The sequence below is a fragment of the Sinomonas albida genome, assembly GCF_004919045.1.
Taxonomy (GTDB): Bacteria; Actinomycetota; Actinomycetes; order Actinomycetales; family Micrococcaceae; genus Sinomonas; species Sinomonas albida.
Genome location: NZ_SWDW01000007.1, coordinates 17,062 through 38,014 on the forward strand (window position 1 = coordinate 17,062; position 20,953 = coordinate 38,014).

13 protein-coding genes are annotated in these 20,953 nt (G+C 68.3%); 1 reads left to right on the forward strand and 12 read right to left on the reverse strand.

Features of this window, described 5'->3' with window-relative positions:
- Positions 1–15: 15 nt before the first annotated feature.
- From rplW to rpsJ, 4 genes are read right to left on the reverse strand one after another with little or no spacing between them, the layout of a single operon-like run.
- A complete protein-coding gene (rplW, locus tag E6A26_RS08385; RefSeq protein ID WP_136610753.1) occupies positions 16–324 on the reverse strand; it encodes a 50S ribosomal protein L23 in 309 nt (102 codons plus the stop codon).
- Positions 321–944, reverse strand: coding sequence for a 50S ribosomal protein L4 (gene rplD, locus E6A26_RS08390; RefSeq protein WP_136610754.1), 624 nt, complete (start codon positions 942–944; stop codon positions 321–323). The genes rplW and rplD overlap by 4 nt, the downstream gene beginning before the upstream one ends.
- A 4-nt stretch (positions 945–948) precedes the next feature.
- On the reverse strand, positions 949–1,599 hold the full coding sequence (gene rplC / locus E6A26_RS08395) for a 50S ribosomal protein L3 (RefSeq protein ID WP_136610755.1): 651 nt from the start codon (positions 1,597–1,599) through the stop codon (positions 949–951).
- Positions 1,600–1,620: 21 nt separating this feature from the next.
- A complete protein-coding gene (rpsJ, locus tag E6A26_RS08400; protein ID WP_043119398.1) occupies positions 1,621–1,929 on the reverse strand; it encodes a 30S ribosomal protein S10 in 309 nt (102 codons plus the stop codon).
- A gap of 359 nt (positions 1,930–2,288) precedes the next feature.
- Between rpsJ and E6A26_RS08405 the strand changes: the two genes are divergently transcribed.
- Positions 2,289–3,755: a glycoside hydrolase family 1 protein gene (locus E6A26_RS08405; RefSeq protein WP_136610756.1), complete on the forward strand. Its 1,467-nt coding sequence runs from the start codon at positions 2,289–2,291 to the stop codon at positions 3,753–3,755.
- A gap of 154 nt (positions 3,756–3,909) precedes the next feature.
- On the opposite strand, the gene E6A26_RS18040 is transcribed toward E6A26_RS08405, so the two are convergent.
- The 8 genes from E6A26_RS18040 to rpoB form a co-directional block, all read right to left on the reverse strand.
- Positions 3,910–4,035, reverse strand: coding sequence for a hypothetical protein (locus tag E6A26_RS18040; protein ID WP_268815292.1), 126 nt, complete (start codon positions 4,033–4,035; stop codon positions 3,910–3,912).
- Positions 4,036–4,082: 47 nt separating this feature from the next.
- Complete coding sequence (locus E6A26_RS08410; RefSeq protein WP_136610757.1) at positions 4,083–7,895, reverse strand: hypothetical protein; 3,813 nt, start codon at positions 7,893–7,895, stop codon at positions 4,083–4,085.
- Between the two features lie 605 nt (positions 7,896–8,500).
- Entirely contained in the window at positions 8,501–9,691 is a 1,191-nt protein-coding gene (gene tuf / locus E6A26_RS08415) for an elongation factor Tu (RefSeq protein ID WP_136610758.1), read from the reverse strand.
- Positions 9,692–9,888: 197 nt separating this feature from the next.
- Positions 9,889–12,003, reverse strand: coding sequence for an elongation factor G (gene fusA, locus E6A26_RS08420; protein WP_136610759.1), 2,115 nt, complete (start codon positions 12,001–12,003; stop codon positions 9,889–9,891).
- A 76-nt stretch (positions 12,004–12,079) separates the two neighbouring features.
- Entirely contained in the window at positions 12,080–12,550 is a 471-nt protein-coding gene (gene rpsG, locus E6A26_RS08425; protein ID WP_136610760.1) for a 30S ribosomal protein S7, read from the reverse strand.
- Positions 12,550–12,924 (reverse strand): 30S ribosomal protein S12, encoded by a 375-nt coding sequence (rpsL, locus tag E6A26_RS08430; RefSeq protein WP_043119407.1) that lies wholly within the window; start codon positions 12,922–12,924, stop codon positions 12,550–12,552. Before rpsL ends, rpsG begins: the two co-directional genes overlap by 1 nt.
- A 501-nt stretch (positions 12,925–13,425) precedes the next feature.
- Positions 13,426–17,328, reverse strand: a complete 3,903-nt coding sequence (locus E6A26_RS08435; RefSeq protein ID WP_136610761.1) for a DNA-directed RNA polymerase subunit beta' — start codon at positions 17,326–17,328, stop codon at positions 13,426–13,428.
- Positions 17,329–17,379: 51 nt separating this feature from the next.
- Entirely contained in the window at positions 17,380–20,880 is a 3,501-nt protein-coding gene (gene rpoB, locus E6A26_RS08440) for a DNA-directed RNA polymerase subunit beta (RefSeq protein ID WP_136610762.1), read from the reverse strand.
- Positions 20,881–20,953 lie beyond the last annotated feature (73 nt).

Below are 20,953 nucleotides of genomic sequence, written 5' to 3' on the forward strand. Positions count from 1 at the left end.
TAAAGTGGTCTCCGCTCAGGCGAGCGGACCGCCGAAGATATCGATCGTGCTGCCACCCTTGAGAGTGACAATGGCGCGCTTGGTGCTCTTGCGCTGGCCCCAGCCGAACTTGGTCCGCTTGCGCTTGCCCGGACGGTTGAGGGTGTTGACCGTCTCGACCTTCACAGAGAAGATCTGCTCGACCGCGTTCTTGATCTCAGACTTGTTCGAGCGCGGGTCGACCAGGAACGTGTACTGGCCCTCGTCGATCAGGCCGTAGCTCTTCTCCGAGACGACCGGCGCGAGGATGACGTCGCGCGGGTCCTTGTAGCTCGATGCAGTCACTTGGAGGTCTCCTCGTTCTTGGGCGCCCGGTCGGCGACGAACGCGTCGAAGGCCGCCTTGGTGAACACCACGTCGTCGGAGACCAGCACGTCGTAGGTGTTGAGCTGATCCGCGTACAGCGCGTGGACCTCGGGGAGGTTGCGGACCGAAAGGGCCGCGTACTCCTCGGCACGCTCGAGGACGACAAGGATGTTCTTGCGGTCGGTGATGGACTTGAGGGTCTCGATGGCCCCCTTCGTGCTCGGCTTCTCAGCGCCGCCCAGAGTCTCGACGACGTGGATGCGGCCGTTGCGGGCACGATCCGAGAGGGCGCCGCGGAGCGCAGCAGCCTTCATCTTCTTGGGCGTCCGCTGCGAGTAGTCACGCGGCGTCGGGCCGTGGACAACGCCACCGCCGGTCATGTGCGGGGCGCGCACCGAACCCTGACGGGCGCGGCCGGTGCCCTTCTGCTTGAACGGCTTGCGGCCGGCGCCGGCAACCTCGCCACGGTTCTTCACCTTGTGCGTGCCCTGGCGTGCAGCGGCCAGCTGGGCGACGACCACCTGGTGAAGCAGGGGAACGTTGGTCTGGACGTCGAAGATCTCGGCGGGGAGATCGACCTTCACAGTTGCGTTAGCCATGAGTTCAGGCTCCCTTCACAGCGGAACGGACCAGGACGACCGAGCCGCGGGCGCCGGGGAGGGCACCCTTGATGAGGAGCAGCGAGTTCTCGGTGTCGATGGCGTGGACCGTGAGGTTGAGCGTCGTCTGACGCTCGTTGCCCATGCGGCCGGCCATGCGCAGACCCTTGAAGACGCGGCCCGGAGTGGCGCAAGCACCGATCGAACCAGGCTTGCGGTGGTTCTTGTGGGCACCGTGCGAGGCGGAGACGCCGGCGAAGCCGTGACGCTTCATGACACCGGCGAAGCCCTTGCCCTTGGTCGTGCCGACGACGTCGATCTTCTGGCCGGCGGCGAACTGCTCGACCGAGAGCTCCTGGCCGAGCGAGTAGGTCTCAGCGTCAGCGGTGCGGACCTCGACAAGGTGGCGGCGCGGGGTCACGCCGGCCTTCTCGAAGTGCCCGGCGAGCGGCTTGGTGACCTTGCGGGGATCGATCTGGCCGTAGCCGATCTGAACGGCCACGTAGCCGTCGGTCTCAGCGTTGCGAAGCTGAGTCACGACGTTCGTGTCGGCCTTGACGACAGTGACGGGGATGACGTTGTTGTTCTCGTCCCAGACCTGGGTCATGCCGAGCTTCGTGCCCAGCAGGCCCTTGACATTGCGGGTTGCGGTCATAGTTCTCTCAGCACCTCCCTACTAGAGCTTGATCTCGATGTTGACGTCCGCGGGCAGATCGAGACGCATAAGCGAGTCGACGGCCTTCGGCGTCGGGTCGATGATGTCGATGAGCCGCTTGTGCGTGCGCATTTCGAAGTGCTCGCGGCTGTCCTTGTACTTGTGCGGAGAGCGGATAACGCAGTACACGTTCTTCTCCGTGGGCAGCGGCACAGGGCCGACCACCGTTGCGCCTGCGCGCGTGACCGTCTCAACGATCTTCCGAGCCGAAGTATCGATGACCTCGTGGTCATACGACTTCAGCCGGATGCGGATCTTCTGTCCCGCCATATCGCCTGACTCGCTTTCGTGAGAGTGCTGCACTGTTCTGTTTCAGCTATCCGTGGCTGCCGAGGCATTCAAGGTCGTGACCACCACCGGCCGCACAGGCTGAATCCGGAGCCTCCGGGTTCCTCAGCCAGCCGACCATCCGACCCCCGCGGTCGGGCGTGTCGCGGTTTTGACGCGCACGTATCCGTAGCTCAATGCGAGGGTGGGTCATATTTGGGCCCTAGCTTGGACCCTGCATCCGGCATTATCCGGATCGGGACGCGAAAGAGCGCTTGAACAACTCATCTAGTGTGCCAGACATCCGTGCAGATGGCCAATCCGCCATAGCCAAGCCCCGCGCGCGGGGCGATGATGGGCCCATGCCGCGCCCCGCCGTCGAACGTCTGGCCTCCTTGCTCCCGCCGGACTTCCTCCTGGGAGTCGCGACGGCGGCCTTCCAGATCGAGGGCGGAGTGCACGACGACGGCCGTGGGCTGTCCGGGTGGGACGACTTCGCCGGGCGGCCCGGAGCGATCGCCAACGGCGACTCCCCCGCCGTCGCCACTGACCATTATCACCGGCTCGAGGAGGATGTGGCGCTCATAGCCCGCCTCGGGGTGGACGCCTACCGCCTCTCCATCGCCTGGCCGCGCGTCCAGCCGGACGGCCGCGGCTCGTGGAACGAGAAGGGGTGGGCGTTCTACGACCGGCTCGTGGACGCCCTCCTCGCCGCGGGCGTGAGCCCAGTGGTGACGCTGTACCACTGGGACACTCCCCTCCCCCTCGAGAACGACGGCGGGTGGCTGGCCCGCGCCACCGCGTTGCGTTTCGCCGACTACGCAGCCGAGGCGGGGCGGCGTCTGGGCGACCGCGTGGCGCGGTGGATCACGGTCAATGAGCCGGTCACTGTCACGCTCAACGGCTACGCACTGGGCGTGCATGCCCCCGGCCGCGAGCTCCTGTTCGGCGCCCTGCCGTCGGCGCACCATCAGCTCCTTGCGCACGGGCTCAGCACCCAAGCGCTGCGCGCCGCCGGGGCGCGCGGCGGGATCGGCATCACGAACCTCCACGCCCCGGTCTTCCCGAAGTCGCGGCGCCCGCTCGACCGGGCGCACGCCGGCGTGTTCGACCTCATCTTCAACCGCCTTTACGCGGACCCGGTGCTCTTGGGCCGCTATCCCCGCATCCCGTGGCTCGCGCGGGCAGACTTCCGCCCGCTCGCCGCCGCGGTCCGCCCGGGCGATCTGGCCACCATCCGCCAGCCGCTCGACTTCTACGGGCTCAACTACTACTACCCGGTCCGGGTCGCCGCGGGTGGCCCGGAGGCCGAGCCGAGGCCCGGGACGGGTCCGGGCGGGCAACCCGCGGCGGACAACGAGCACCCTTCCGCGCTCTCGCGCCTGCCGTTCCACCTCGCCGACTTCCCCGAGTTTCCGCGGACCGGCTTCGGCTGGCCGATCGCGCCCGGGCACATCGCGGTCCAGCTGGCCGAGCTCCGCACACGCTACGCCTCGGCCCTCCCACCAGTCCTCGTGACCGAGAACGGAGCGAGCTTCCCCGAGCCGGACCGTGTGGACGGCGAGATCGACGACCGGCAGCGCATCGACTATCTCGCATCCCACCTCGAGGCCGCGCTGCTCGCGGTCCGGCCTGGCGGCCCGGCCGAGGGGGTGCGCCTCGCGGGATGGTTCGTGTGGACGCTGCTCGACAACTTCGAGTGGGCCGCTGGCTACTCGCAGCGGTTCGGGCTCGTCCACGTTGACTTCGAGACCCTCAAGCGCACCCCGAAGGCCTCCTTCGAGTGGCTCCGGCGCCTGAGCGCGGCCCGTCGCGCGGCCCGGCCGTAGGCGCCGGTGCAGGTGTGGGGCAGCGTGGGCCAGCCGATGCCGGCACAGGGCAGCATGGGCCTGCCTTAGGGCCGGCGCCGGCGTGGACTGGTCTGCCGTAGGGCGGGTGCCGGCCTGGGCCAGTGCCCTCGGCGATGGCGGACGACGGCGCGGTCTACTCGCCGCGGTTGGCGCGGCGGATGCGCTTGGCTCGCTCGATCTCGTTCTTGAAGTTCTTCCGGATGCTGAAGTAGCCGGCAACGACCACAATGACGAGCGCGATGACGATGATCCAGGCCACGGCGGGTCCTCTCTCGGGGGCGCCGGGCGGGCGGAACCCGACGCAAGCTACGGTAGCAGCGTGCCGCGCGGGGTGCGCACGAGCCACCAGACTGCGGCGCCGATGAGCGCGAGGCCGAGGACTCCGAGGAGAAGGTAGGGATACGCCCGCACTGCCCATAGGACGCACGCGATCACCCCGACCGCGCCCCAGACGGTGAACGCCCGCTCCCCCACCACGAGTCCGCCCGCGGTGAGGACGGCGAACGCGACGAGCAGCCACACCTGCTGCGGGGCATCGGCGCCGACGGCCGCAGCCAAGCCGGACAAGCTCACGAGCCCCGCCGCGGCCGCCAGCCACACCCTGCCTGGCCGACGCTGTCCCGCTGAATAACGCAGGGCTGCCACCACCGCGCCAAGCACCACGTACCACTGCGCGAGCCAGAACACGCTCACGTCGCCATGCCCGGCGAAGACCGCCCGCTCGAGCGCCGCGGTCACAAGCACCGCCCCGAGCTCGGTGCCGAGCCGGCGCGCCCGCGGCGGCAGCTCGGCGACGACGAGCGCTGCGAGCGCGGCGGCGAGCACGGGAAGGACGACGGCGGCCGGCGGCGCCCACACGGCTCGCGCCGCCAGGAGCAGCGCGAGACCAGCCGCGCCCGCGACTGACCACCGGCGGACGGGTTCCACGGCGAGGCTCCTCAGCGACTCGGCGAGCGGGGCGCCGTCGTCCGCTCGCGCCGCCATCCACCGCAGGCCGACCCCGACGCCGGCTGGCACGAGGCCACCGACGAGGGCAGGCATCGCCTCGTTCCACGGGAACGGCTCGCGGGCGAAGACGCTATGGCCCAGCGCCGTCCCTGCGGCAAGCGCGGCGACACAGCCGAGCGGGAAGGTCGCCGCGGCCGAGCCAGCAACCCCTCGCCAGGACCAGCTCGCGACGAGGAGCACCGTCGAGCAGGCGGCGAGCGCGAGGCCGAAGACCCACGGCTCCTCGCCCAGCCCGGCCACCGCCGCAGAGACGGCAAACACGGCCCCGCCGGACGTCCACGCCCACGGCAGGACTGCGGGCCCGGAACGCACCGATCCGTCGGGGGCGCTCCGCCCCTCCCAGCGCGCCAGGCCCGCGGCCTGGGCGATCGCGAGCACGGCAAACACGACAGCGAGCGCGGCACCGCTCAGGAGAGGCGCTGCGAACGCCTGACCGGCCGGGAAGCGGACGCCGGGGCCCGCCCAGGCGAACCCGAGGAGCGCCGCGAGGACGCCGAGGCGCCCGGCGGGCGGATGTCTGCGAACGGTCGCCAGGACGCTCGCGAGGGCAAGCGCCGCCTCGACGAGAAGGACCCAGCGGCCGCCGCCTGGCTCCCCCGCCGACGTCGCGGCGTACACGATCGGGAGCACGAGCTGTGCCGCGAGGCCGCTCCAGTACGAGGCCTGCTCGAACGGGAGCCCGGCAGCCCTTCCCCGAAGCGCTCGGCGCACGGCGTGCTGCGCAGCGAGGCCGAGCGCGAGGGCCACGCTCACCGCGCTCGTCGATGCCGTCGCGTCATGCACCACGAGTGCCATGAGGAGCAGCGGGAGCGCCCGCGCCGCCACGAGATGGAGGCCACGTGCAGCCGCGCCCGCGGCGAGCCACACCATGATCGCGCTGTGGGCGGCCGCGATACCCACCACGAACTCGAGAACGCGCCCATCGCCGCCCGAAAGGAGCGCCGCCGCGACCATACCGGCCCACGCGAGCCAGAGAGCCTCGACCCTCGCGCGCAGGAGCGCGCCCGAGAGCGCGGACGCCGCCGCGAGACCGACCACGAGCGTGGCAGTCAGGGGGCCGGGGCCCGTGCCGCCCGGTGATGCATAGGCCGAGGCCGGCCACAGCGCGAAGGCCGCGAGCGCCGTGCCGCCCAGCACGACGGCTGCGTCCTCGAGGGCCCACCGGAACGGCCCCGTTCGGCGTGCGCCCACGACGAGCGGTATCGCGAGCTGAAGGAGCAGAACCCCGACGAGCACGTGCAGCGAAGCGACGGGCTGTCCGAAGACGGTGAACTCCCAGCGGTCGCGTGCCAGAGCATGGAACAGCGTCACGGCGAGCATGGTCGCCGCGGCCCTCGCGAGCCAGACGTAGACCCAGCGCCGGGTGGGGCCGGCAGACCACGTGGCGCCGCCTGCGAGCATCGCCGCGGTCAACGTCAGCGCGGCGTTGCCCGCGCCCCAGCGATCGGCCGCGAGGGCCCCGGCCGCAATCAGCGCGACCAGGACCGGAGGAACCGCCTCGCCGGCGCCGGCGCGCTGTCCGAGGGCGCCCGCGGCGCGCGGGACCAGACGGGGAAACAGGGCAGCCCAGACGGCGACGGCGGCCACGCACACGACCGTCACGACCGCAAGATGCAGCGCCGACTGCGTTCGCGGCTCGGCGAAGCACACGACGCCGCTCGCCACCGCCGCTGCCGTCGCCAGCGTCGAGACGAGCCAATCCCGCGCAAACTCGTGGCGCCCGAGGACCGCGACCAGGGCCGTCACGGCGAGCTGCGCCGGCGCGGCCATCGCGACCGCGGCGGCGAGAGCTGCCGCACGGTCCGTGGAAGCCTCGGCAGGCAGCAAGGCATCGACGACGGCGGGCACCGCGACGAGCGACCCGTAGCGCGCCGCCGCCACGAGCTGGGCTCGCGTCCAGCCCACGCGGAGACCGGCAATCCCGTCGGGGACCGGAGACGGGCCGCGGCCCGTGGAAACAGCACGGATGAGCCAGTACGCGACGGCCCAGACCGCGAGGGTGGCGAACTGGGCCGACGTCACGAACCCGTGCACGATCGCCAAGGCGGCGAACGCGGCGACCGGGAGGAACTCAGCAGCACGCCCGTGCCACCACGCGACGAACTGGGCAGACGCCGCCACCGCCGCGAACGCGAGCACGATCGCGCCCTCGTCGACGACGCGGAGGGACGCGCTCGCGAGGAGCATCGCGAGGAGGGCAAACTGGACGGCCACCGCTACGGCCTGTTCCGCGAGGACCCTCGCCGAGGACGACGAGAGCGCGGCCGAGAGCCTCTCCTCGAGCAGGCCCACGGCGACGATCGTCGCCGCGATCGTGGCGATGGCAACCACCAACCCTGCGTCGAGATCGATGACCCGGCCGCCGAACGCCCCGAGGTCCGCAGCCTGGGCCGCGGCGGTCCCGGCGGCGATCGCCGCCGTCGTCCGCGCCGCCCACCACGATGCGCGCCGCAGCACGAGGGGCCCGCGCACGAACGCCGAGACGCCGAAGTAGAAGCACAGTGCGCCCACGAGCAGCGGGTACTCCCAGCGGTCCAGGATCCCCGCCGCGAACGTGGCCGCAACGAAGGTCGCCGGTGCGACGTAGGGGTGGAGCCTCGCAATGGGCCGGAGTACGAGCGGCGGGATCCACCGGGGCCTCAGGACCGTCGCGGCACCGAGCACCGCTGAAAGGCCGAGCATCGCGGCGAAGTCGGCCGCGAGCGCCCCGCCCAGAGCGGTCGCCCCCGACCACGCGGCGGAGAACGCGAACGTCAGGGACAGGTAGACGAGGAGCCGGCTCTCGAGGCGCACTGCGGCCGCGCCGAACGCGACGAGGCCCACGACGCTCGTCACCAGCCACGTGGCCGGGGGCCGGTGCACGGCAATGACGTCGACGGCGAGGCCAGCCACGGGGAGGAGAGCAAGACCGGTCCCGGTCAACGCCACGGCCGCCGGACGCAGGCGCGGGACGCGCGCATGGACCGCTAGGCCGGCCCCATAGAACAGCCCGGTGATTGCGATGAGTCCACCGAGGCGGACCGAGTCGGCGGTGCTGCTCGCGAGGAACAGCGCCGCGGCCGCGACGATGAGCAGCGCCGCTGCATAGAGGGCGATATTCGCGTTCTGCACGACGCGGCGGGCCTTGCGCTGAGCGTCCGACTCCCGGTCCGACCGGACCCCCACCGGCCTTGACCGCGGGGGCGCGAGCGGCGGCCCAGGGACGGCGTGGCGGCTTGGCGGGAGTTCGCTCCCCCGCGGCGCCACAGCCGGGCCCGACGCGCGGGCTGTCACCGGCATGTCAGCCGGGGGCTGTACTGGGGGCTGGGGGGGGGGGGCGGGCTGGGAATGAGCCGGCCAGAGCTGGGCCGGCTCAGGTCGGGCTGACCAGGGTTGAACCCCCGAGGGTTGCGTCGGCTGGGGTTGCACCGGCTGAGGTTGCACCGGCTGAGGTCCGGCGGCGGCGTCGCGCAGCCCCTGCTCCCAGCCGGCACGGTGCCCCTCGAAGAACCCGGCCCGGTGTCCCTCGAGGAACCCCATCTGCCGCCCCTCGGCGTAGCCACGCTCGTAGTCCGAACCCTCGGGCATGGTGCGCCCCTTTCGCCTCCGCTGGAAGCGGTGCCGAGCCGGCATCGCATTAATCCACTCGTTGGAATAATACAGGCCGAAAAAACCCCGCCGCAAGATGCGGCGGGGTCTTCTCAGTACCGGCTCAGGGCCGGCCGATCCTCAAGAAACTACTTGATGATCTTGGTGACGCGGCCCGAACCAACGGTGCGGCCACCCTCACGGATGGCGAAGCCGAGGCCCTCTTCCATGGCGATGGGCTGGATGAGCGCAACGGTCATCTCAGTGTTGTCGCCAGGCATGACCATCTCGGTGCCCTCGGGGAGGGTGATGACGCCGGTCACGTCCGTGGTACGGAAGTAGAACTGCGGGCGGTAGTTCGAGTAGAACGGGTTGTGGCGGCCACCCTCGTCCTTGGAGAGGATGTAGACGTTCGCCTCGAAGTCGGTGTGCGGGGTGATCGAACCCGGCTTCACGACGACCTGGCCACGCTCGACGTCCTCGCGCTTGATGCCGCGGAGCAGGAGGCCACAGTTCTCGCCAGCCCACGCCTCGTCGAGCTGCTTGTGGAACATCTCGATACCGGTGACCGTGGTCTTCTGGACCGGACGGATACCGACGATCTCGACCTCGGAGTTGAGGGCGAGCGTGCCACGCTCGGCGCGGCCCGTCACGACGGTGCCACGACCGGTGATCGTGAAGACGTCCTCGATCGGCATGAGGAACGGCTTGTCGCGGTCACGAACCGGGTCCGGCACGTTCTCGTCGACAGCGTCCATGAGGTCCTCGACCGACTTGACCCACTTCGGGTCACCCTCGAGGGCCTTGAGGCCCGAAACGCGGATCACCGGAGCGTCGTCGCCGTCGAAGCCCTGCGAGGACAGGAGCTCGCGGACCTCCATCTCGACGAGGTCAAGGAGCTCCTCGTCGTCGACCATGTCCGACTTGTTCAGCGCAACCAGGAGGTAGGGAACGCCGACCTGGCGGGCGAGCAGGACGTGCTCGCGGGTCTGGGCCATCGGACCGTCGGTGGCGGCAACCACGAGGATCGCGCCGTCCATCTGAGCCGCACCGGTGATCATGTTCTTGATGTAGTCGGCGTGGCCCGGAGCGTCGACGTGAGCGTAGTGGCGCTTCTCCGTCTGGTACTCGATGTGGGCGATGTTGATCGTGATACCGCGCTGGCGCTCCTCAGGAGCCGCGTCGATCGACGAGAAGTCGCGCTTCTCGTTAAGGTCCGGGTACTTGTCGGCAAGCACCTTGGAAATGGCAGCGGTCAACGTGGTCTTACCGTGGTCAACGTGACCAATGGTGCCGATGTTGACGTGCGGCTTAGTCCGCTCGAACTTTGCCTTCGCCACTGGTTCCTCCTAGAACGTTCTTCAGAAGACTGCCTCCAGCCGCGCTTGTCGCAACTGAAACTCTCGCAAGTCTACTTGGGGGCTGTTTTTTCGTAAAATTCGCGGGGCTTCTGGCCCCACAAGGGGGCGGGCGCCCGCCGTCGTCCGTTTCCTCGGGTGAGGCGAAGAAACGACGGCGGGCACACCGCCTTCCAGAACTATTCGCCGCGCGACTTCTGGATGATCTCGTCGGCCACGGCCTTCGGAACCTCGGAGTAGCTGTCGAACTGCATCGAGTAGACAGCACGGCCCTGGGTCTTCGAGCGAAGGTCGCCGATGTAGCCGAACATCTCGGACAGCGGGACGAGCGCACGGATGACCTTCACGCCGACCGCGTCCTCCATGGACTGGATCTGGCCACGGCGGGAGTTGAGGTCGCCGATGACGTCGCCCATGTAGTCCTCAGGCGTACGGACCTCGACCGCCATGAGCGGCTCGAGGAGCACCGGGTTGGCGCGGCGAGCGCCTTCCTTGAAGACCTGCGAACCAGCGATCTTGAACGCCATTTCCGAGGAGTCGACGTCGTGGTAGGCACCGTCGGTGAGCGACGCCTTGACGCCGACCATCGGGTACCCGGCCAGGATGCCGAACTGCATGGCGTCCTGGATGCCCGCGTCGACCGACGGGATGTACTCGCGCGGGACGCGGCCACCCGTGACGGCGTTCACGAACTCGTAGAACGTGCCCTCCGACGTGTCGAGCGGCTCGAACGTCACCTGCACCTTGGCGAACTGGCCGGAACCGCCAGTCTGCTTCTTGTGCGTGAAGTCGACCTTCTCGACCTTCTTCTTGATGGTCTCGCGGTACGCGACCTGGGGCTTGCCCACGTTGGCCTCGACCCTGAACTCGCGGCGCATGCGGTCCACGAGGATGTCGAGGTGGAGCTCGCCCATGCCGCCGATCTCGGTCTGGCCGGTCTCCTCGTTGAGGGAGACGGTGAACGTCGGATCCTCAGCGGAGAGCTTCTGGATGGCGGTGGAGAGCTTCTCCTGGTCGCCCTTCGTCTTCGGCTCGATGGCCACGAAGATGACCGGCTCCGGGAACGTCATCGACTCGAGGACGATCGGGTTGCCCATGTCGCAGAGCGTGTCGCCGGTCGTGGTGTCCTTGAGGCCGATCACGGCGTAGATGTGGCCAGCGTGGAGCTCCTCGACGGGGTTCTCCTTGTTGGCGTGCATCTGGAAGAGCTTGCCGAGGCGCTCCTTCTTGCCCTTCGTCGAGTTCAGCACCTGCATACCGGATGTCGCCTTGCCCGAGTACACACGGATGAAGTTGAGCTGGCCGAAGAACGGGTGAGCCGCAATCTTGAACGCGAGGGCCGAGAACGGCTCCTCCTCGCTCGGCTTGCGGGTGAGCTCGATCGACTCGTCCTTCGGGTCGTGGCCGATCATGGCCGGCACGTCGAGGGGCGCGGGGAGGTAGTCGATCACAGCGTCGAGCATGGGCTGGACACCGCGGTTCTTGAACGCCGAACCACAGAAGACCGGGTAGATCTCCGAGTTCACGGTGAGCTTGCGGATGCCCGCCTTGAGCTCGTCGACCGTCAGCTCTTCGCCCTCGAGGTACTTCTCCATGAGCTCCTCGGACGCCTCGGCGACAGCCTCGACGAGCTGGTGGCGGTACTCCTCGGCGCGCTCCTGGAGGTCCGCGGGCACCTCCCGGGTCTCATAGGCAGCACCCATGGTCACGTCGCCCTTGGCGTCGCCGGGCCACACAAGGGCCTTCATGGTGAGCAGGTCGACGACACCGACGAAGTCGTTCTCCGAGCCGATCGGAAGCTGCATGACGAGCGGCTTCGCACCGAGGCGCTTCACGATCGTGTCGACCGTGAAGTAGAAGTCGGCGCCGAGCTTGTCCATCTTGTTGACGAAGCAGATGCGCGGGACGTCGTACTTGTCAGCCTGGCGCCACACCGTCTCCGACTGCGGCTCAACGCCCTCCTTGCCGTCGAAGACAGCGACGGCGCCGTCGAGCACGCGCAGGGAGCGCTCGACCTCGACCGTGAAGTCCACGTGGCCAGGGGTGTCGATGATGTTGATCTGGTTCTGGTTCCAGAAGCAGGTCACGGCGGCAGACGTGATCGTGATGCCGCGCTCCTTCTCCTGCTCCATCCAGTCGGTCGTCGAAGCACCGTCGTGCGTCTCGCCGATCTTGTGGTTCACACCCGTGTAGAAGAGGATGCGCTCGGTCGTGGTGGTCTTGCCGGCATCGATGTGCGCCATGATGCCGATGTTGCGGACCTTGCTGAGGTCGGTAAGCACGTCGAGTGCCACGGTGTCTCCCTATGTTTTCCCTTGTCGGCTGCGCATTCGCCGCCGGCCCTCGTGGGGCCGGCGGCGAATGAAGCATTTACCAGCGGTAGTGAGCGAAGGCCTTGTTGGACTCGGCCATCTTGTGCGTGTCTTCGCGGCGCTTGACCGCGGCACCGAGGCCGTTCGAGGCATCCAGGATCTCGTTCTGGAGGCGCTCGGTCATGGTCTTCTCACGGCGGGCCTTGGAGTAGCCGACGAGCCAGCGGAGAGCGAGCGCCGTGGCGCGGCCCGGCTTGACCTCGACCGGAACCTGGTAGGTCGCGCCGCCGACGCGGCGGGACTTGACCTCGAGGGTCGGGCGGACGTTGTCCATGGCCTTCTTGAGCGCGGCAACGGGGTCGCTGCCGGTCTTCTGGCGGGCGCCCTCGAGGGCACCGTAGACGATGCGCTCAGCCGTGGACTTCTTGCCGTCCACGAGGACCTTGTTGATGAGCTGCGTGACGAGCGGCGAGCCGTAGACGGGATCGACGACGAGCGGACGCTTCGGGGCAGGACCCTTGCGAGGCATTACTTCTTCTCCTTCTTCGCGCCGTAGCGGCTGCGAGCCTGCTGACGGTTCTTGACGCCCTGCGTGTCGAGCGCACCGCGCACGATCTTGTAACGGACGCCGGGGAGGTCCTTGACACGGCCGCCGCGCACGAGCACGATCGAGTGCTCCTGCAGGTTGTGGCCCACACCGGGGATGTAAGCCGTGACCTCGACGCCGCCGTTGAGGCGGACACGCGCCACCTTGCGGAGCGCAGAGTTCGGCTTCTTCGGGGTGGTCGTGTACACACGCGTGCACACGCCACGGCGCATCGGGCTGCCCTTCAGGGCAGGAGCCTTGGTCTTGGAGACCTTCGGCGTGCGGCCCTTGCGGACCAGCTGCTGAATAGTAGGCACTTTCGTGTTCTCCGTACTTTGTTGAAATTCCGCCGGGCAGGCCTACCGGGAGGCCGGGCGTGCCGCGACGAGCTGTGACGGTCGGTTCACACCCGCTGCGGTGTGCGACCGTAGGCGTGCGAAAGTGTGGCATTTGTCGCGCATCAACCCCGCAACCCGGAAACAGGCTCCGACAGCGCTCACGCACCGACGGCCATCATCCTCTGCCACACAGAAACAATCGTACGAATCTTAGCACGGGCGCCGGGTAGGCCCCTAAACGCGGGCCGTCGTCGTTCGCCAGAGGAGTTCGCCAGAGGAGTGAGTGAGCAGCAGGCGCGGGACCAAGAGCGCGCCACGCGCGACTGCTGCTCGCTCACAGCCACGGAACGACGGTGAGCGCCGAACGGCCGCGCGGCCGGCACCCTCGAGAAGGTGCCGGCCGCGCAGGGTCGGTGAGCGCCGTCGTCGTCCGCCTCCGCAAGCGATGCGCCCGAAAGGACGGACGACGACGGCGGGACGTCAGCGGTAGTCGCTGCCGCCCAGATCGTAGTCGTCGAGCGGAATCGCGTGGAACTCCTGGACGCCGTCGCCGTTCAGGGGGTCGTACGCGAAGTCGCTGAACGCGCTCGGACCCGTGAACAGGGTGGCCTTCGCCTCCTCGGTCGGCTCAACCGCGATCTCGGTGTACCGGGGCAAACCGGTGCCGGCGGGGATGAGCTTACCGATGATGACGTTCTCCTTGAGGCCCAGCAGCGGGTCGCTCTTCGCTTCCATGGCCGCCTGCGTGAGGACGCGGGTGGTCTCCTGGAAGGACGCGGCCGAGAGCCAGGACTCCGTGGCGAGCGACGCCTTGGTGATGCCCATGAGCTCCGGACGGCCGGACGCCGGACGCTTGCCCTCGGACACCACGCGGCGGTTCTCGTCGCGGTAGCGGCGCGACTCGGCGAGCTCGCCCGGGAGCAGCTCCGTGTCGCCGGACTCGATGACCGTGACGCGGCGCAGCATCTGGCGGACGATGACCTCCACGTGCTTGTCGTGGATGCCGATGCCCTGCGAGCGGTACACGCCCTGGACCTCGTCGACGAGGAACTTCTGCGCCTCGCGCGGACCCTGGATGCGGAGCACCTGCTTCGGGTCGACGGGGCCGTTGACGAGCTTCTGCCCGACCTCGACGTGGTCGCCATCCTCGACGAGCAGACGTGCACGGCGCGAGACCGGGTAGGCGATCTCCTCCGTGCCGTCGTCCGGGGTCAGGACGATCCGCAGCTGCTTCTCCGTGTCCTCGATCGCGACGCGGCCCGCGGCCTCGGAGATCGGAGCCACACCCTTGGGGGTGCGGGCCTCGAAGAGCTCCTGGATACGGGGCAGACCCTGCGTGATGTCCTCGCTGCCGGACGCCGAAACGGCGCCACCGGTGTGGAACGTACGCATGGTGAGCTGCGTGCCGGGCTCGCCGATCGACTGCGCGGCGATGATGCCGACCGCCTCGCCGATGTCCACGAGCTTGCCGCTCGCGAGCGAACGGCCGTAGCACTTCGCGCACGTGCCGACCGCCGACTCGCAGGTCAGCACAGAGCGGACCCGGATCTCGGTGATCCCCGCCTCGAAGAGGCGGTTGATGAGCACGTCGCCCAGATCGGCGCCCGCCTCGGCGAGCACGTTGCCCGCCGAGTCCGCGACGTCGACCGCAAGGGTGCGGGTGTAGGCCGTGTTCTCGACGTTCTCATCGAGGGTGAGCTCGCCGTTGTGGTCCGCGATGGCGATCGGGACCATGAGGCCACGCTCGGTGCCGCAGTCCTCCTCGCGCACGATCACGTCCTGCGAGACGTCCACGAGACGACGCGTCAGGTAGCCCGAGTTGGCGGTACGGAGTGCCGTATCCGCCAGGCCCTTTCGCGCACCGTGGGTGGCGATGAAGTACTCGAGCACCGACAGGCCCTCGCGGTACGAGGACTTGATCGGGCGCGGGATGATCTCGCCCTTCGGGTTGGCCACGAGGCCACGGATACCGGCGATCTGACGGACCTGCATCCAGTTACCACGGGCACCCGAGGAGACCATGCGGTTGATGGTGTTCATCTTCGGCATGGACTCGCGCATGACGCCCGCGATCTCCGTGGTCGCCTTGTCCCAGATCTCGATGAGCTCGGAGCGGCGCTCCTCGTCGTCGATCAGACCCTTGTCGTACTGGCTCTGGATCTTCGCCGCGCGGTCCTCGTAGCCCGCAAGGATGGCCGGCTTCGCCGCGGGCACCGCGATGTCCGAGATGGCCACCGTGACGCCCGAGCGGGTCGCCCAGTGGAAGCCTGCGTCCTTGAGGTTGTCGAGCGTCGCCGCGACGACGACCTTCGGGTAGCGCTCCGCAAGATCGTTGACGATCTTCGAGAGCTGGCCCTTGTCCGCCACCGTCTCCACCCACGGGTAGTCCGCAGGCAGCGTCTCGTTGAAGATGACCTGGCCGAGCGAGGTCTCGACGAGCGCGGGCGCGCCGGGCTCCCAGCCCTCGGGCGCCGGGCTGGCCGCCGACGGGACGAAGCCCTCGAGGCGGATCCTGACCTGCGCGTTGAGGTGCAGCTCGCGGTTGTCGTAGGCCATGATCGCCTCGGAGACCGAGCCGAACACGCGACCCTCGCCGGCGGCACCCTCACGCTTGGTCGTGAGGTGGTACAGGCCGATGATCATGTCCTGCGACGGCAGGGTGACCGGGCGGCCGTCCGACGGCTTCAGGATGTTGTTCGAGGACAGCATGAGGATGCGGGCCTCGGCCTGGGCCTCCGGGCTCAGCGGAAGGTGCACGGCCATCTGGTCGCCGTCGAAGTCGGCGTTGAACGCCGCGCACACGAGCGGGTGCAGCTGGATGGCCTTGCCCTCGACGAGCTGCGGCTCGAACGCCTGGATGCCGAGGCGGTGGAGGGTAGGTGCGCGGTTGAGCAGCACCGGGTGCTCCGTGATGATCTCCTCGAGCACGTCCCAGACCTGCGGACGGTAGCGCTCCACCATGCGCTTCGCGCTCTTGATGTTCTGCGCGTGGTTGAGGTCCACGAGCCGCTTCATGACGAACGGCTTGAAGAGCTCGAGTGCCATCTGCTTCGGCAGGCCGCACTGGTGCAGCTTGAGCTGCGGGCCGACGACGATGACCGAACGGCCCGAGTAGTCGACGCGCTTGCCGAGCAGGTTCTGGCGGAACCGGCCCTGCTTGCCCTTGAGCATGTCGGAGAGCGACTTCAGCGGACGGTTGCCGGGGCCCGTGACCGGGCGGCCGCGACGGCCGTTGTCGAAGAGCGAGTCGACGGCCTCCTGAAGCATGCGCTTCTCGTTGTTCACGATGATCTCGGGTGCACCGAGGTCGAGGAGACGCTTGAGGCGGTTGTTGCGGTTGATCACGCGACGGTACAGGTCGTTGAGGTCCGACGTGGCGAAGCGGCCACCGTCGAGCTGGACCATCGGGCGCAGTTCCGGCGGGATCACCGGGACGGCGTCGAGGACCATGCCCTGCGGCTTGTTGTCCGTCATGAGGAACGCGCTGACGACCTTGAGGCGCTTGAGCGCACGGGTCTTCCGCTGGCCCTTGCCGTTCTGGATGATCTCGCGCAGGAGCTCGGCCTCGGCCTCGAGGTCGAAGGACTGGAGGCGACGCTGGATCGCCTCGGCACCCATCGAGCCCTCGAAGTACATGCCGTAGCGGTCGCGGAGCTCGCGGTAGAGCGCCTCGTCGCCCTCGAGGTCAGCGACCTTGAGGTTCTTGAAGCGGTCCCACACGGCCTCGAGGCGCTCGATGTCGGCATCCGCGCGCTTGCGGATGGTCGCCATCGTCTTGTCGGCCGAGTCGCGGGCCTTCTTCTTGTCCGCGGCCTTCGCGCCCTCGGACTCGAGGCGAGCAAGCTCCTCCTCGAGGCCACGGGCGACGGCGGCAATGTCCGAGTCGCGCGCGTCGACGAGCTGCTTCTTCTCGAGGTCGTGCTCGGCCTGGAGGTTCGGAAGCTGCTCGTGGCGGCGATCCTCGTCCACGCTCGTGATCATGTACGCGGCGAAGTAGATGACCTTCTCAAGGTCCTTCGGGGCGAGGTCGAGCAGGTAGCCCAGACGCGACGGGACACCCTTGAAGTACCAGATGTGGGTCACGGGAGCGGCGAGCTCAATGTGGCCCATGCGCTCGCGACGCACCTTGGCGCGCGTGACCTCGACGCCACAGCGCTCGCAGATGATGCCCTTGAAGCGCACGCGCTTGTACTTGCCGCAGTAGCACTCCCAGTCACGGGACGGGCCGAAGATCTTCTCGCAGAAGAGGCCGTCCTTCTCAGGCTTGAGCGTGCGGTAGTTGATGGTTTCCGGCTTCTTGACCTCACCGTGCGACCAGTTGCGGATGTCTTCCGCCGTCGCGAGGCCAATCTGCATGAGGCCGAAGGAGGATTCGCTGGACAATATGGTCCCTGTCTCTCGTTCTAAGTCGTTCGTCTGCCGATGCCTGAAGGACTAGACCTCTTCGACCGAGCTGGGCTCGTCGCGGGAGAGGTCGATGCCCAGTTCCTCCGCTGCGGTGAACACCGCATCATCGGAGTCGCGCATCTCGATCGTCTGGCCATCGGCGGAGAGGACCTCCACGTTCAGGCACAGGGACTGCATTTCCTTGATGAGGACCTTGAAGGACTCGGGGACGCCCGGCTCGGGGATGTTCTCGCCCTTGACGATTGCCTCGTAGACCTTCACACGTCCGTGGATGTCGTCGGACTTGATGGTGAGGAGCTCCTGGAGCGTGTACGCCGCGCCATAGGCCTCGAGCGCCCACACCTCCATCTCGCCGAAGCGCTGGCCGCCGAACTGCGCCTTACCACCGAGCGGCTGCTGGGTGATCATCGAGTACGGGCCGGTCGACCGAGCGTGGATCTTGTCGTCGACGAGGTGGTGGAGCTTCAGGATGTACATGTAGCCCACGGAGATCGGGTCCGGGAACGGCTCGCCGGAGCGGCCATCGAACAGCTGGGCCTTGCCCGAGGAGTTGATGAGCCGCACGCCGTCGCGCGTGACGTTCGTCGAGTCGAGCAGACCCGAGATCTCCTCCTCGCGCGCGCCGTCGAACACCGGGGTTGCGAGCTTCTGGTTGGGACCGGTCTCGCGCGGCATCTTCGGCAGGCCGCTGATCCACTCGGGCTCGCCCTCGATCTTCCAGCCGGTCTTCGCGACCCATCCGAGGTGGGTTTCGAGGACCTGGCCGACGTTCATGCGGCCCGGCACGCCGAGCGGGTTGAGAACGACGTCGACCGGGGTGCCGTCCGCAAGGAACGGCATGTCCTCGATCGGGAGGATCTTGGAGATGACGCCCTTGTTGCCGTGGCGGCCGGCGAGCTTGTCGCCGTCCGTGATCTTGCGCTTGGCAGCCACGTAGACGCGGACGAGCTGGTTGACGCCCGGGGGCAGCTCGTCGTCGTTCTCGCGGTCGAACACGCGCACGCCGATGACCGTGCCGGACTCGCCGTGGGGGACCTTGAGCGACGTGTCGCGGACCTCGCGGGACTTCTCGCCGAAGATCGCGCGCAGGAGACGCTCCTCCGGGGTGAGCTCGGTCTCGCCCTTGGGGGTGACCTTGCCCACGAGGATGTCGCCGGCCTCGACCTCGGCACCGATGTGGATGATGCCGCGCTCGTCGAGCTGCGCGAGGACCTCCTCGGAGACGTTCGGGATGTCCCGCGTGATCTCCTCGGCGCCGAGCTTCGTGTCGCGCGCATCGATCTCGTGCTCCTCGATGTGGATGGAGGACAGGACGTCCTCCGCCACGAGGCGCTGCGAGAGGATGATCGCATCCTCGAAGTTGTGGCCCTCCCACGACATGAACGCCACGAGGAGGTTCCGACCGAGCGCGAGCTCGCCCTGGTCCGTCGCCGGGCCGTCGGCGATGATGCCGCCGCGCTCGAGACGGTCCCCCTCGTTCACGAGGACGCGGTGGTTGTAGCAGTTGCCCTGGTTCGAGCGGTCGAACTTGCCGATGCGGTAGTTCGTCTCCGTGCCGTCGTCGTTGAAGACCACGACGAGGTCCGCCGAGACCTCGGTGACGACACCGGCCTTCGCCGCCACAACGACGTCGCCCGCGTCAACCGCCGCTGAGCGCTCCATGCCGGTGCCGACGAACGGCGCCTCGGAACGGACGAGCGGAACGGCCTGGCGCTGCATGTTCGCACCCATAAGGGCGCGGTTCGCGTCGTCGTGCTCGAGGAACGGGATGAGCGCGGTCGCAACCGACACCATCTGGCGCGGGGAGACGTCCATGAACTCGACCTCGTCGGCCGGGATCAGGACCGGCTCGCCGCCGCCACCGCGCTGGCGGACCAGGACCATCTCCTCGGCGAAGCTGCCGTCGTCGTTCAGCGGGGAGTTCGCCTGGGCGATCTGGACCTCGGCCTCGTCGTCCGCGGTGAGGTACGCGACCTCGTCGGAGACGACGCCGTTGGCGACCTTGCGGTACGGGGTCTCGATGAAGCCGAACGGGTTGATCCGGCCATACGAGGCGAGCGAGCCGATGAGGCCGATGTTCGGGCCTTCAGGGGTCTCGATCGGGCACATGCGGCCGTAGTGCGACGGGTGGACGTCACGGACCTCCATGCCGGCGCGGTCGCGCGAGAGGCCGCCCGGGCCCAGCGCCGAGAGGCGGCGCTTGTGGGTCAGGCCCGAGAGCGGGTTGTTCTGGTCCATGAACTGCGAGAGCTGGGACGTTCCGAAGAACTCCTTGATCGCAGCAACGACCGGGCGGATGTTGATGAGGGTCTGCGGCGTGATCGCCTCGACGTCCTGCGTGGTCATGCGCTCGCGGACCACGCGCTCCATGCGGGAGAGGCCCGTGCGGACCTGGTTCTCGATGAGCTCGCCGACCGCGCGGATGCGGCGGTTGCCGAAGTGGTCGATGTCGTCGACCTCGACGCGGAGGTCGATCTCCTGGCCGTCGCGGGTGCCCTTGATCGACTTCTCGCCGGCGTGCAGCGCGACGAGGAACTTGATCATCGCGACGATGTCCTCGATGTGGAGGACGGAGGCCTCGCGGTCCGAGAGCGGACGGTCGATCCCGAGCTTCCGGTTGATCTTGTACCGGCCGACCTTGGCGAGGTCGTAGCGCTTCGCGTTGAAGTAGAGGTTGTCGAGGAGCGACTGGGCGGCCTCGACTGTGGGCGGCTCGCCCGGACGCAGCTTGCGGTAGATGTCGAGGAGGGCGTCCTCACGCGTCTCGGTCGTGTCCTTCTCGAGCGTGGCACGCATCGAGTCGTACTCGCCGAACTCCTCGAGGATCTGGCCCTCGGTCCAGCCGAGCGCCTTGAGCAGCACGGTCACGGACTGCTTGCGCTTGCGGTCGAGGCGCACGCCGACCTGATCGCGCTTGTCGATCTCGAGCTCGAACCAGGCGCCGCGCGACGGGATGATCTTCGCCGTGAAGATGTCCTTGTCGCTCGTCTTGTCCGCGGCACGCTCGAAGTAGGCGCCCGGCGAACGGACGAGCTGCGAGACGACGACACGCTCGGTGCCGTTGACCACGAACGTGCCCTTCTCGGTCATGAGCGGGAAGTCGCCCATGAACACGGTCTGCTGCTTGATCTCGCCCGTGTTGTTGTTCATGAACTCGGCCTTGACGTACAGCGGGGCCGAGTAGGTCGCGTCGCGCTCCTTGCACTCCTCCATGGTGTACTTCGGATCGGCGAACTCCGGATCGGAGAAGCTCAGGGACATGGTGCCCTGGAAGTCCTCGATCGGAGAGATCTCTTCGAAGATGTCGGAGAGGCCAGACGTCGTCGCAACGCTTGCGTCGCCCTCAGCGGCGGCCTTCGCAACGCGGGCCTGCCAGCGCTCGTTGCCCACAAGCCAGTCAAAGGACTCGGTCTGGAGGGCCAGGAGATTCGGGACGTCGAGGGGCTCATGGATCTTAGCGAATGAGAGCCGGCTGCGCGCGCCGTCAGTGTTAGCGGTTTGGGTGTCAGAGGTGCTCGAGGCGACCAAGAGGGATCCTTCCACAGACCTTCAGGATTGTCCGCACCCTCCCCCAACCGTGCAGTCGCCCAACAGCTGTTCT

Excerpts from the sequence above, each read along its gene's own strand:
- rplD (WP_136610754.1), bottom strand. The coding sequence starts at position 944 with ATGGCTAACGCAACTGTGAAGGTCGATCTCCCCGCCGAGATCTTCGAC.
- rplC (WP_136610755.1), bottom strand. The coding sequence starts at position 1,599 with ATGACCGCAACCCGCAATGTCAAGGGCCTGCTGGGCACGAAGCTCGGC.
- rpsJ (WP_043119398.1), bottom strand. The coding sequence starts at position 1,929 with ATGGCGGGACAGAAGATCCGCATCCGGCTGAAGTCGTATGACCACGAG.
- E6A26_RS08405 (WP_136610756.1), top strand. The coding sequence starts at position 2,289 with ATGCCGCGCCCCGCCGTCGAACGTCTGGCCTCCTTGCTCCCGCCGGAC.
- rpsG (WP_136610760.1), bottom strand. The coding sequence starts at position 12,550 with ATGCCTCGCAAGGGTCCTGCCCCGAAGCGTCCGCTCGTCGTCGATCCC.